This window comes from Saccharothrix longispora (assembly GCF_031455225.1).
Taxonomy (GTDB): domain Bacteria; phylum Actinomycetota; class Actinomycetes; order Mycobacteriales; family Pseudonocardiaceae; genus Actinosynnema; species Actinosynnema longispora.
Genome location: NZ_JAVDSG010000001.1, coordinates 7,386,050 through 7,398,268, shown reverse-complemented (window position 1 = coordinate 7,398,268; position 12,219 = coordinate 7,386,050). Strand labels below are relative to the sequence as shown.

Sequence of the window (12,219 nt, the reverse complement as noted above, 5' to 3'; positions counted from 1 at the left end):
CGGCACCGGTGTCTCGTCGTCGCGCCGTCTCCCCGCCATCCCAGCCACCCTAAAACACCCGCCCCCCGCGCGAACTGCGAGGGGGGCGGGTGGTCGGCTACTTCTTGGCGCTGATCCGGGCCAGGCGCTGCTCGTTCGGCCAGCGCACGTTGGTCGCCCAGCCGAACTTCTCGAACAGCCAGATCGCCCGCGCGGAGATGTCGATCTGACCGCGCTTCACGCCGTGCCGGGCGCACGTCGGGTCGGCGTGGTGCAGGTTGTGCCACGACTCGCCGAAGCTGAGGATCGCGAGCGCCCAGACGTTGGCGGAGCGGTCGCGGGCGGCGAACGGGCGGTCGCCGACCATGTGGCAGATGGAGTTGACCGACCAGGTCACGTGGTGCAGGAACGCCACCCGGACGAGACCGGCCCAGAAGAACGCGCTGAGCGCACCGGACCAGGACATCGTGATCAGGCCGCCCAGCAGGGCCGGGGCGAGCAGGCTGATCGTGGTCCACAGCGGGAACAGCTTGTCGATGCGGACGAGGTCCTTGTCCGCGAGCAGGTCAGGGGCGAAGCGGCGCGCGTTGGTCTGGTCGCGGTCGAACAGCCAGCCCATGTGGGCGTGCCAGAAGCCCTTGGCCAGGGCGACGGGGCCGGAGCCGAACAGCCACGGCGAGTGCGGGTCGCCCTCGCGGTCGGAGAACGCGTGGTGGCGCCGGTGGTCGGCCACCCACACGATGACCGGGCCCTGGAGGGCCATGCTGCCGGCGATGGCGAGGGCGATCTTGAGCCCGCGGTTGGCCTTGAACGAGCCGTGCGTGAAGTAGCGGTGGTAACCGACGGTCACACCCATGCCGGCCAGGTAGTAGAAGACGACGAACAGCGCGACGTCGACCCAGCCCAGCCCCCAGCCCCAGGCGAGCGGAACGGCCGCGAGCAGAGCCAGGAACGGCACGATGACGAACACGTACACGCTGAACTGCTCGACGTGGCCGCGCCGCCCCTCGATGATCGGCTTGGGGCCCTTGTCCTCCGGGCCCTGCGGCGTGGACCTGCTCTCAAGGGTGCTGGTCATACGTGATACCTCGTCGCTCGGGGACTACCTACGGAACCGTAACTTACGACACCGTAGGTTAGGTCCTGCGGATGCCGCCAGGGTGGCGGCTCGAAATCACGGCGTGTTCTCAGGAAGCCGGGCGTGTCGATCAACGCCGGTGCATCATTCGGGGGTGTCGTCCCCGAACGTTCGCGGCAGGCGTCGCCTGCGGATCGCGCTGATCTCGCTCGTCACGGTGTTCGTGCTGCTCGTCGCGGGTGTCGTCGGCTTCGGCTGGTACTACAGCGGGCAGCTGCTGGAGCCGGAGAACTCCCGCCCCGGCTACCGCGACACCGTCACCTCGTCCGCCGCGGGGACCGTCACGCTGGCGGAATCGCGGGTGAGCGCCCTGCCCGGGAGGTGGGGGCTCGTGTGGCCCGGCGGCGGGGCGGAGGTGGGCCCGGTGACGCGGCGGTCGCAGGGCTCGGTGGTGCGCGAGCTGGTCGGCCAGGCGCCCCCGGACGGCACGCGCGTGCGGCTGGAGACCTCGGTGTGGACGACCGACCCGCGCACCGCCCTCGGCCTGGAGCACGAGGACGTGCGCGTGCCCACGGAACTCGGGGACGCGCCCGCGTGGCTCGTGCCCGCGACGTCGTCCACGTGGGTCGTCGCGGTGCACGGCCGGGGTGGCACCCGGGCGGAGGCGCTGCGGGTGACGCCGACTCTGCACGACCTGGGGCTACCCGTTCTCGCCGTGACCTACCGCAACGACGAGGGAGCCCCCCGTTCGCCGGACGGCTTGTACCACCTGGGTGACACCGAATGGCGTGATGTGGAGGCGGCCGTGCGGTTCGCCCGGGGCCGGGGCGCGCGCGACGTCGTGCTCTACGGCTGGTCGATGGGCGGGGCGATCGTCGGCCGGTTCCTGACCCGGTCCGCCGACGCGCCGCTGGTGCGGGCGGTCGTGCTGGACGCGCCGGTGGTGAGCTGGACGGACACGCTCGAACTCCAGTCGCGCAACCGGGGTGTGCCCGAGCAGCTCGTGCCGATCGCGGAGCTGGTGTCGGACTGGCGCGCCGACCTGGACTTCGACCGGTTCGACCTGGCCGACCACCCGCCCGCGCACCGGCCGCCGACGCTGCTGTTCCACGGTGGCGCGGACGGCACCGTGCCCGTGGGGTCGTCGCGCGAGCTGGCCGCCGCCGCGCCGCGGCTGGACTGGCCGATGCGCTACGTCGAGGTGCCCGCCGCCGAGCACACCGCGGCGTGGAACGTGGACCCGGACGCGTACGAGGAGGCGGTGACCGAGTTCCTCGACTCGGTCGACACCATCCGCTGAACCCCGTCAGGTGGCCGATTAACTACCGACGGTAGTTGTGTACATGATTGTTCTCCGCCCGCCGCGGCGCGCCGGAGGCGCCGCGCGAGCTGTCTGCACCCCTACGCTGACCAGCCACAACACGGTGTGTCATGATCCAATCACCCACGGGTTGCCGCCACTTGAGTGGCGGTGCTGACCTACAGGGGGCAGTCGTGACAACATGTGTTCGCGCGGTCGGGGTCCGCCTCGACCGTTCCGCCATGGTGTAAAGGCAGCACCTCGGATTTTGGTTCCGATGGTCCAGGTTCGAATCCTGGTGGCGGAGCGAGCCGGTCGGGCCGTCCCGGGCCCGGTCGCCCTGCGTCTGCATGGGGGGTGTGAGTCGCTGCGCGAGGAAGCGGTCGACGAGCAGGGCAACGTGGCGCCGGTGCTCCACGAGATGTCCGACGCGTGGCTGGTCGGCCGCGCGAGTGAGCTCGTGGCCGTCGCGCAGAGCAGCCACCTCTCCGAGCAGCTCGACGCGGCGCACGAGGTCGACGAGATCCTCGCCGAGGCGCAGGGCCGCGGCGAGCCGCGGATCGTCGGCCAGCTGCTCCGCGCCGCCGCCGTGGTCCGGATCGTCACCCCCGGCCTGGTCGACCTCTCCGACTCCGTGCTCGACGAGATGCTCGCCCACTGCCGGCGGCACGGCCTGCTGGTGCTGGAGGCCGAGGCGCACGCGCTGCGCGGTCGCCGCTACCTGCTCGGCGGGTTCGAGGACAAGGCGCTGACCGAGGTCGCGAGCGGCCTGGCGATGCTGGAGGAGGACCTCGCCCCCGACCCCATGCTCGACAAGCGCACGTGGGACCGCCTGCTGGCCTCCGCGCTCCAGTCGACCGGGCTCGTGCTCACCCAGCTGGGCGTCTACGAGATGGCCGACGACGTGCTGGCCCGCGCGCACAACGCCATCCGGGAGAGCGCCAACCCGCACCTGATCTACGTGCACCTGCTCAACCGGACCCGCATGCTCATCGGCTGGGGCCTGCGGCTGGAGCGGGTGGACAACTTCGAGGAGGCCGCCGAGCGGTTCACCACCGCGTCGGCCATCGCCACCGCCGTCGAGGGCGCGTTCCGCGAGTCCCTGCACCCCGGCCGCCGCGACCGCACCGCCGCCGAGCAGGTGCCGGTGATAGGGGCCGCCCACGCGCTGGCGAAACCGGGCGCCGAGCACATCTCGCGGCTGTGGTCGCTGCGCGAGCTGGCCATGTACGCCCGCGAGCTGATCATCGTGTCGATCGCCCTGGCCCGGTGCCTGGAGATGGAGGAGCTGCCGCAGCAGGCGCTCCAGGTGCTGCACGGCGCCCGCGAGCGGTTGGAGCGCGACACGTCCGAGCCGACGCTGATGCTGTGCCTGGCCCGCGAGTTCGCCCGCATGTCCGGCCCGAAGCAGGAGCGCACGATCAGCGCCCTGGAGACGTACGCGACCGCGCTGGAGACCGAGCTGTGGCTGATGCAGGAGGCCCGCACCGCCACCCTGCTCACCCGCCGCGACCACGAGCGGCTGACCCGCGCGCACGGCGCCATCGCGCAGCAGGCGCTCCAGGACCCGCTGACGGGCCTGCCGAACCGCCGCGCGCTCGACGACCGGCTGGCCGCGCTGATCAACGCCCAGACCCACCCGATGGCCATCGCGCTGGTGGACCTCGACGGGTTCAAGGTGGTCAACGACAAGTACTCGCACGCCGAGGGCGACGACGTCCTGCGCGTGATTGCCAGCACACTGCGGCAGGCCCTGCGGGGTGACGACCTGGTGGCCAGGTACGGCGGTGACGAGTTCGTGGTGCTGCTGCCGGGTGCGCCGCTGCACGCGGCCGAGGCGGCGCTGGCACGCGCCGTGGATGCCGTCGCGGCCTTGCCTTCCGACCTGTCGCGCGGGGTCACGCTGTCGGTCGGCGTGATCTCCGCGCGCCCCCGCGAGACGGCGCACGCGGCCCTCGCGCGAGCCGACTCGGCGATGTACGCGGCGAAGCGCAGGGGTGGCTGCCGGGTTGCGGCTGTGGAGGGCGAGCCCGACCCGGAGGCTTAGTATCGGCACCTGGCGGGAAGCCAGGCCCCTCCCGCTGCAAGGCACGCACCGAGCTAGGGAGAGCGCTGATGCTTGAGGGTGTCCCCACCCCGGTCAGCACGATCGTCCTCGCAGCGGGTGAAGGCACCCGCATGCGCTCCGCCACCCCCAAGGTCCTGCACCGCATCGCCGGACGTTCCCTCGTGGAGCACGCGGTGCGCGCGGCCTCGGGGACCGATCCGGACCACCTGGCCGTCGTGGTCGGCCACGGCCGCGCCGCGGTCGCCGACCACCTCGACGGGCTGTCCGCCGCGCTGGACCGCAAGGTCACCGTCGCGGTGCAGGACGAGCAGAAGGGCACCGGGCACGCGGTGGGCTGCGGCCTCGCCGAACTGCCCGCCGACCTGGGCGGGACGGTCGTGGTGACCTACGGCGACGTGCCGCTGCTGGACGCGGACACCCTGCGCGCGCTGCTGGCCGAGCACGGCGGGCAGGGCAACGCGGTCACCGTGCTGACCGCCGTGGTGGGTGACCCGACCGGGTACGGGCGGATCGTGCGGTCGGCCTCGGGCGAGGTCGAGGCGATCGTCGAGCAGAAGGACGCGTCCGAGGAGCAGCGCGCGATCACCGAGGTCAACTCGGGCGTGTACGCCTTCGACGCGGCGGTGCTGCGCGACGGGCTGTCGCGGCTGTCGACCGACAACGCGCAGGGCGAGCTGTACCTGACCGACGTGCTGACCATCGCGCGGTCGGACGGCAGGCGCGTGGGCGCGCTCGTGACGCCCGACGCCTGGCTCGTGGAGGGCGTGAACGACCGCGTGCAGCTGGCCAGGCTGGGCGCGGAGCTGAACCGGCGGCTCGTCGAGCGGGCCATGCGCTCCGGCGTGACCGTGGTCGACCCGGCCACCACGTGGCTGGACGCGGACGTGCGGGTGGGCCGGGACGCGCTGATCGAGCCGGGCGTGCAGCTGCGCGCCGGGACGGTCGTCGGCGAGGGCGCGGTCGTGGGGCCGGACACCACGCTGAGCGGGTGCGCGGTCGGCGCGGGCGCGTCCGTGGTGCGCACGCACGGCTCCGGCGCGGAGATCGGCGAGGGCGCGTCCGTCGGCCCGTTCGCCTTCCTGCGGCCGGGCACGCGGCTGGGCGAGAACGGCAAGATCGGGACGTTCGTCGAGGTGAAGAACTCGGACATCGGCGCCGGTTCGAAGGTCCCCCACCTGAGCTACCTCGGCGACACCACGGTCGGCGAGCACTCGAACATCGGCGCGGCGAGCGTCACGGTGAACTACGACGGCGTGAACAAGCACCGGACCACGATCGGGTCCCACTGCCGCACCGGCTCGGACAACATGTTCGTGGCGCCGGTGACGATCGGCGACGGCGCCTACACCGGCGCCGGGACCGTGGTGCGGCGCGACGTGCCGCCGGGCGCGCTGGCCGTGTCGGGCGGTCCCCAGCGCAACCTGGAGGGCTGGGTGCTGTCCCGTCGGGGCGGCACCGCATCTGCGGAGGCGGCGGAGCGGGCGCGGGCGTCCGAGAATGGGAATGGCACAACCGATGAAGGGCGCTGACGTGAACCCCACGATGGCCGGGACACCCAAGAAGAACCTGATGCTCTTCGGCGGTCGCGCCTACCCGGAGCTGACCGAGCAGGTCGCCAAGCACCTGAACGTCTCCGTCACGCCGCAGTCGGCGTACGACTTCGCCAACGGCGAGATCTTCGTGCGGTTCGAGGAGAGCGTGCGCGGCTGCGACGCGTTCGTCATCCAGTCCCACTGCGCGCCCATCAACCAGTGGCTGATGGAGCAGCTGATCATGGTGGACGCGCTGAAGCGCGCCTCGGCCAAGCGCATCACCGTGATCATGCCGTTCTACCCCTACGCGCGGCAGGACAAGAAGCACCGGGGCCGCGAGCCGATCTCCGCGCGCCTGGTCGCCGACCTGTTCAAGACCGCCGGGGCCGACCGCCTCGTCGCGGTCGACCTGCACACCGCCCAGATCCAGGGCTTCTTCGACGGCCCGGTGGACCACCTGTGGGCCATGCCGCTGCTCGCGGAGCACATCCGCGCCAAGTACGCGGGCCACGACATCACCGTGGTCTCGCCGGACGCGGGCCGCACCAAGCTCGCCGAGAAGTGGGCCGACACGCTGGGCGGCACGCCCATCGCGTTCATCCACAAGACCCGCGACCCGCTGCGCCCGAACGAGGTCGTCGCGAACCGCGTGGTCGGCCAGGTCCAGGACCGGCTGTGCGTGGTCATCGACGACATGATCGACACCGGCGGCACGATCACCAAGGCCGTGGAGCAGCTCCTCGCCGAGGGCGCGTCGGACGTCGTCATCGCGGCCACCCACCCGGTGCTGTCCGGCCCGGCCGTGGAGCGGTTGCAGGACTGCGGCGCCCGCGAGGTCGTGTTCACCGACACCCTCCCGATCCCGGCCGAGAAGCGCTTCGAGGCGATGACCGTGCTGCCGATCGCCCCGCTGCTGGCCCGCGTGATCCAGGAGGTCTTCGAGGACGGCTCGGTGACCTCCCTGTTCGACGGCAACGCCTGACCCGGGAGTCCAACCCCCAGGTCGCGCGAGTCGTACGTCCAGGTCGCGCGAGTCGTACGTCCAGGACCCCTGAGTTCTACGTTCAGGCGCAGAGCTCACGGGGCCTGGACGCGGAACTCGTCCAACCCGGGAGCAGAACTCTCGCCACCTGAGCGTGGAACTCACCCGACCTGGGGGTTGGACTCTCGCGACCTGGGGGTTGGACTCTCGGGTTTCGGTGGGTTCGGGGCGGGGAACGAACCCCCGATTAGGTCTCGTTCCCGCGGTCGGCCTACACTGGTCGGGTTGCCTCGGCGAGGGCGAGCATCACGTTCGGCGTGATCGACGCGGCGGTTGTGATGCCGCGCGTGTTCACCTTCCGCGCCGCCCGGCCGCCGCAGGCTCACCACCCCGCTTACGCCCCGCCCGACGTACCAGGCCAGACCGTTAGGAGAGCCCCACCGTGTCCGAGGTCCGTCTCGCCGCAGAGCAGCGCACCGAGTTCGGCAAGGGCGCCGCCCGCCGCACCCGCCGCGCCGGCAAGATCCCCGCGGTGCTCTACGGCCACGGTTCCGACCCGAAGCACCTGGCCCTGCCGGCGCTCGAGTTCGCCCGTGTTGTCCGCGAGCACGGTCACAACGCTGTCATCGCCCTGGACATCGATTCGTCCAGCGAGCTTGCGCTGACCAAGACCGTCACCACCCACCCCATCAAGAACTACATCGAGCACGTCGACCTGCTGCTGGTGCAGCGGGGCGAGAAGGTCACCGTCGAGGTGCCCATCGTCCTCACCGGCGAGCCCGCCGCGGCGACCCTGCTCACGCAGGACCTCACCACGGTCCAGGTCGAGGCCGACGCGCTGAACATCCCCGAGCAGATCGAGTACTCGATCGCGGGCCTGGCGGCCGGCACCCAGGTGCACGCCTCCGACCTGCTGCTCCCCACGGGCTCGACCCTCGCCACCGACCCCGAGGCCATGGTGCTCGCGGTGAACGAGGCCCCGAGTGCCGCCGCCATGGAGGGCGACACGGGCGAGGGCGCCGAGCCCGAGGCCACCGAAGAAGGCTGAGCCCATCACGTCGGGCGACTCGAACGGCACGCCTCCCCCGCCTCACGGCTGGGGTGGCGTGCCGTTCCCGTACCTGAGCCCCGCCCAGGTGCGCGCCCTGCGGTTCCCGCGCCGCAAGAGCGGCCGGGGGTACGACCCGGCGCAGGTCGACGCGTTCGCCCGGCAGATCGCGGACGCCCTCGCCGGACGGCTCGTGCTGCGGCCCGAGCAGGTGCGGTCGGTCGCGTTCACCGAGATCGCGGGCGGCTACGAGCAGCGCGCCGTGGACGAGTTCCTGACCGCCGCGGAGCACCAGCTGCGCTCCGGCCACGTGCCGCCGACCACGCTCCAGACCGGTGACGCGCTGCTCGCGGTGACGCTGCCGAAGGCGTCCAACGGCTACGATCGCGGCGAGGTCGACGCCTTCCTGGGCCGGGCCGCCGCGGCGCTGGACGGCCGGGGGCGGATGAGCGCGGCCGAGGTCCGCCACACCAGGTTCAGCACCACGTCGGGCCTCCGGCGCGGCTACCAGGTGCGGGCGGTCGACACCCTGTTGGACGAGCTGGAGCAGGAGTTGCGGTTCCGTGGGCGATGACGTGGCCCTGGTCGTCGGGTTGGGCAACCCCGGCCCCAAGTACGAGGGCAACCGGCACAACGTCGGCTTCATGGTCCTCGACGAGCTGGCTTCACGCGTTGGTGGGAAGTTCAAGGCCCACAAGGGCGGTGCCGAGGTGCTGGAGGGCCGCCTGGCCGGGCGTCGGGTCGTGCTGGCCAAGCCGCGCGGCTACATGAACCTCTCGGGCGGTCCGGTGGCGGGCACGGCGAACTTCTACAAGGTGCCGCCTGCGTCGATCGTCGTCGTGCACGACGAGCTGGACCTGCCGTTCGCCACCGTGCGGCTGAAGCTGGGCGGCGGCGAGAACGGCCACAACGGCCTGCGCTCGATCACCAAGTCGCTGGGCACCAAGGACTACCACCGGGTGCGGTTCGGCGTGGACCGCCCGCCGGGGCGGATGGACCCGGCCGACTACGTGCTGCGGGACTTCTCGCTGGTGGAGCGCAAGGAGCTGGCGTTCGAGCTGGACCGGGCGGCGGACGCGGTGGAGGCGCTGCTGGAGCTGGGCCTGGAAGCCGCCCAGAACAAGTTCCACTGAGAACAAGTTCCACTGAGCACGGGTTCGCGCTGAGCCCCGGCGGGTGGTCAGAGGTGGCCGAACTCGACCTGGAGCAGGCGCGGGGACACCGCGAAGCCGCTGCGCGCGTACGCCGTGACGGCGCGTTCGCTGGAGTGCACGGTCACCCGTTCGAGCCCGAGTGCGCGGGCCTGGTCGAGGACGGCGTCGACGAGCCGCCCGCCGAGCCCGGCGCCGCGGTGGTCGGGCGCCACGTACACGCACTGCACGTCGCCGCTCGCCCGGTCGAACGCGGCCCCGTGGGGCACCCTGGGCAGGACCGCGAGCCACGCCATGCCGACGACGTGGCCGTCCGCGGCGGCGACCGCGCACCGGTGGGTCGACTCGTGCTCGCGGGCCCACTGCGCGAAGCGGGGCGCGAACTCCTCCACGGGCGTCGCCCGGGTGCCCCGGCTCTCGTGCTCCCACCGGCAGCGCAGCTCGGCCACGGCGGGCAGGTCGTCGGGGCGGGCGGGGCGGATCTCGATCGACGTCACGCGACCCATGGTGCCCGGATCAGGGGGTGCGCCGCCCGAACCGGGCCAGCAGGTGCCAGACCTTCTTGAGGTCCTGCGGGTGGTGGCGGCCCGCGTTGTCGCCGACGACCTTCGGCGTCAGCACGCCGTCCACGGCGATGCGCTCCCCCAGCGCCACGAACTCCGGACCGCGGAAGTCCGGGTGGCGGCGCAGTTCGTCCACGTGCAGGTGGAACCCGGGGTGCCACTCGACCGGGCAGGGCAGGCGCAGCGCGGCCTCCTCGACGGGGGTGCCCCGATGGCTCGGGTCGAGCACGAGGGCCTCCGCGTCGGTCTCGACCGACACCCCGCCGTGCACGTGTGCCTCGACGTAGTCGTCGAGGGGGTCGCGCTGGTCGGCCAGGGCGAGGGCGATGAGCGCCATGCGGTCGGCGACGCCGAAGTGCTCGGGCTCGGTCACGCTGTCCGGGTAGCAGAACGTAGTACGCCTCGGGACGTCAGGTTTCAGCCGCAGGTGTGACGATCCGAAGCGTGGTGACGCCCCGTACGGGCTCAGCCGGAAGTTCAGGCCCCCGTACACCGGTCTCTCGTGGGCGGCGGCCGAGTCGTAGGCGCCGCCGAACATGCGGCTCTCCCACCGCCACCGGTCACCGCCCTCGAACGCGGTCAGGCCGCCGCTGCTCGTCCCGGTCACGAACTGCGACACGTACGCGCCACCGTCCACCAACCCGGGAACCACTCGTTCGGGGTGGAAGTTCAGGGTGACGCGCACCGCGCGGTCGAGCGGCGGACCGGTCGACCGCGCGGTCACGAAGGCGAGCGCACGCGCCGCCGCCGCACCGAGCACCCCGCATCACCCCGCGGCGGGCACCAGGGACGCGGCGGACGAGCGGCGCAGCTTGCCGGACGGCGTCTTGGGCAGGCTGCCGGGCTTCAGCACGACCACGGAGAACGGCCGCAGCCCGACCGCGTCCACGACCCGCGCGCTGATCTCCTTGGACAGCGCCTTCACCGCGTCGTCCTCGCCGGCCAGCTTCGACTCGACGACCACGGCGAACCGCTCGCGCCGGGTGCCCGCGTCCAGCCGCACGGCGATCGCGTTGCCCGCGCGCACGCCGGGCACGGACAGCGCGGCCCGCTCGATGTCGGTCGGGTAGATGTTGCGGCCACCCATGATGATCACGTCCTTGCGCCGCCCGCACACGACGACCTGGCCGTCCACCAGGTAGCCCTCGTCACCGGTGTCGAGCCAGCCGTCGGCGTCCTGCGTGGCCAGCGGCCCGTCCACGGTCAGGTAGCCGGGCGTCACCGCCTCACCGCGCACCCGCAGCTGCCCGACCTCGCGCTCGCCGCGCACCGCGCCCGACTCGTCGACGACCTGCACCTCCAGGCCCGGCAGGGGCGGTCCGTTGAGCGGGAACGCCCGCGCGTTCGGGGTGTCCGGGGCGACCGGCACGGCCCGCTTGCCGGCCTCCAGCTCGCCCGGGTCCACCCAGTCGACGGCGAGGCCGGAGAACAGCGGCGCGAACGCCACGCCCAGCGTCGTCTCGGCCATGCCGTACGCGCACAGCACGCACTCGGCGGGCATCCCGAACCGCGCGCCGGCGTCGGTGAACGCCTTCACCGCGACCGGGTCGATCGGCTCGGCCCCGTTGAGCGCGAGGCGCAGCGCGGACAGGTCGAACGCGCCGTCGTCCACGCCGTTCATGCGGCGGGCGACGATGGCGTAGGCGAAGTTCGGCGCGGCGGTGATGGTGCCCCCGTAGCGCGAGATCAGGTCCGGCCACAGCGTGGGCCGGGCCAGGAAGTCGGGCGGGGTGACCTTGACCAGCTCGATGCCGAGCAGCATGGGGACGGTCAGGAAGCCGACCATGCCCATGTCGTGGAACAGCGGCAGCCACGACACCATCACGTCGCTGCCCGGGTCGAGCGCGGCGGCGACCCGCATGCCCTCGGCGTTGGACCAGAGGTTCCCGTGGGTGATGCGCACGGCCTTCGGGTCGGCGGTGGAGCCGCTGGTGAGCTGGAGCAGCGCGGGCATGTCCTCGTCGACCTCGACGGGCGCGGCCAGCGGCTCCCCGTCCAGCTCGTCGAGCCGGCGGTAGGCCACGCCGTGCTGGTCGAGCACCGCGGACAGGGCGTCGAACGGCGTGCCGAGCAGCACCAGCTCCGCGTCGATCATGCGCAGCACGCGCAGCGTGTCCTCGGCCCACTCGGCGAGGTCGGTGCGGGCCGTCGGCTGGTGCAGCATCGTCGTGCTGCCACCCGCCAGCCACACCGCCTGCACGGCGGGCGCGATGGCCGCCGGGTCTCCCGCGAGCACCGCGACGGACGCGCCGCGCGTCATCCCCCCGGCCACGAGCGCCCCGGCCACGCGGGTCGCCCGCTCGTGCACCTCCGCCCACGAGCGGCGGACCGGCTCACCCGGCTCCCCCGTGGTCATGCCCCGCTCACGTCCTCCGGCACCCACAGCGGTTGCCACCATCGTGTCCACGAACCGGCTCATGGGGGCCAGAGTAGAGCGATCCCGTGAAGCATTGAGCCGATAGGGCGAAACAACGACACCACCATCCGGCGATACTCCCCGGTACACCACACGAAGGAG

General features: G+C 72.4%; 11 protein-coding genes and 1 tRNA gene. 8 read left to right on the top strand and 4 right to left on the bottom strand.

The annotated features are described in order from the left end of the window. Positions 1-97: 97 nt before the first annotated feature. Positions 98-1,057 (bottom strand): acyl-CoA desaturase, encoded by a 960-nt coding sequence (locus J2S66_RS32230; RefSeq protein WP_310312058.1) that lies wholly within the window; start codon positions 1,055-1,057, stop codon positions 98-100. A gap of 154 nt (positions 1,058-1,211) precedes the next feature. Here J2S66_RS32230 and J2S66_RS32225 point away from each other — a divergent pair, with 154 nt between their 5' ends. From J2S66_RS32225 to pth, 8 genes are all read left to right on the top strand, one after another. Next, positions 1,212-2,357 carry an alpha/beta hydrolase family protein gene (locus tag J2S66_RS32225; protein WP_310312055.1) on the top strand — a complete coding sequence of 382 codons (1,146 nt, stop codon included), beginning with the start codon at positions 1,212-1,214 and terminating at the stop codon, positions 2,355-2,357. Positions 2,358-2,593: 236 nt separating this feature from the next. Then, positions 2,594-2,664 (top strand) — tRNA-Gln (locus J2S66_RS32220). Between the two features lie 114 nt (positions 2,665-2,778). Continuing rightward, positions 2,779-4,404 carry a GGDEF domain-containing protein gene (locus J2S66_RS32215; protein WP_445381003.1) on the top strand — a complete coding sequence of 542 codons (1,626 nt, stop codon included), beginning with the start codon at positions 2,779-2,781 and terminating at the stop codon, positions 4,402-4,404. A gap of 68 nt (positions 4,405-4,472) precedes the next feature. Then, positions 4,473-5,954, top strand: coding sequence for a bifunctional UDP-N-acetylglucosamine diphosphorylase/glucosamine-1-phosphate N-acetyltransferase GlmU (glmU, locus tag J2S66_RS32210; protein WP_310312049.1), 1,482 nt, complete (start codon positions 4,473-4,475; stop codon positions 5,952-5,954). A 13-nt stretch (positions 5,955-5,967) separates the two neighbouring features. Continuing rightward, positions 5,968-6,939 (top strand): ribose-phosphate diphosphokinase, encoded by a 972-nt coding sequence (locus tag J2S66_RS32205; protein ID WP_310315254.1) that lies wholly within the window; start codon positions 5,968-5,970, stop codon positions 6,937-6,939. 442 nt (positions 6,940-7,381) lie between these two features. After that, positions 7,382-7,987, top strand: coding sequence for a 50S ribosomal protein L25/general stress protein Ctc (locus tag J2S66_RS32200; RefSeq protein ID WP_310312046.1), 606 nt, complete (start codon positions 7,382-7,384; stop codon positions 7,985-7,987). A gap of 58 nt (positions 7,988-8,045) precedes the next feature. After that, positions 8,046-8,561, top strand: coding sequence for a DivIVA domain-containing protein (locus J2S66_RS32195; RefSeq protein ID WP_310312043.1), 516 nt, complete (start codon positions 8,046-8,048; stop codon positions 8,559-8,561). Continuing rightward, on the top strand, positions 8,551-9,120 hold the full coding sequence (pth, locus tag J2S66_RS32190) for an aminoacyl-tRNA hydrolase (RefSeq protein WP_310312040.1): 570 nt from the start codon (positions 8,551-8,553) through the stop codon (positions 9,118-9,120). The genes J2S66_RS32195 and pth overlap by 11 nt, the downstream gene beginning before the upstream one ends. Positions 9,121-9,167: 47 nt before the next feature. Here pth and J2S66_RS32185 read toward each other — a convergent pair whose 3' ends face one another. The 3 genes from J2S66_RS32185 to J2S66_RS32175 are packed head-to-tail and all read right to left on the bottom strand — an operon-like array spanning position 9,168 to position 12,120. Continuing rightward, on the bottom strand, positions 9,168-9,635 hold the full coding sequence (locus J2S66_RS32185; RefSeq protein WP_310312038.1) for a GNAT family N-acetyltransferase: 468 nt from the start codon (positions 9,633-9,635) through the stop codon (positions 9,168-9,170). 19 nt (positions 9,636-9,654) lie between these two features. Next, a complete protein-coding gene (locus J2S66_RS32180) occupies positions 9,655-10,425 on the bottom strand; it encodes a DUF3626 domain-containing protein (RefSeq protein ID WP_310312035.1) in 771 nt (256 codons plus the stop codon). 42 nt (positions 10,426-10,467) lie between these two features. Continuing rightward, positions 10,468-12,120 carry a fatty acyl-AMP ligase gene (locus J2S66_RS32175; RefSeq protein ID WP_310312031.1) on the bottom strand — a complete coding sequence of 551 codons (1,653 nt, stop codon included), beginning with the start codon at positions 12,118-12,120 and terminating at the stop codon, positions 10,468-10,470. Between the last annotated feature and the right edge of the window lie 99 nt (positions 12,121-12,219).

Bases quoted from the DNA above. Each gene is read 5' to 3' on its own strand.
- J2S66_RS32205 (WP_310315254.1), top strand. From the start codon at position 5,968: ATGGCCGGGACACCCAAGAAGAACCTGATGCTCTTCGGCGGTCGCGCC.
- J2S66_RS32175 (WP_310312031.1), bottom strand. From the start codon at position 12,120: ATGAGCCGGTTCGTGGACACGATGGTGGCAACCGCTGTGGGTGCCGGA.
- glmU (WP_310312049.1), top strand. From the start codon at position 4,473: ATGCTTGAGGGTGTCCCCACCCCGGTCAGCACGATCGTCCTCGCAGCG.
- J2S66_RS32230 (WP_310312058.1), bottom strand. From the start codon at position 1,057: ATGACCAGCACCCTTGAGAGCAGGTCCACGCCGCAGGGCCCGGAGGAC.
- J2S66_RS32215 (WP_445381003.1), top strand. From the start codon at position 2,779: ATGTCCGACGCGTGGCTGGTCGGCCGCGCGAGTGAGCTCGTGGCCGTC.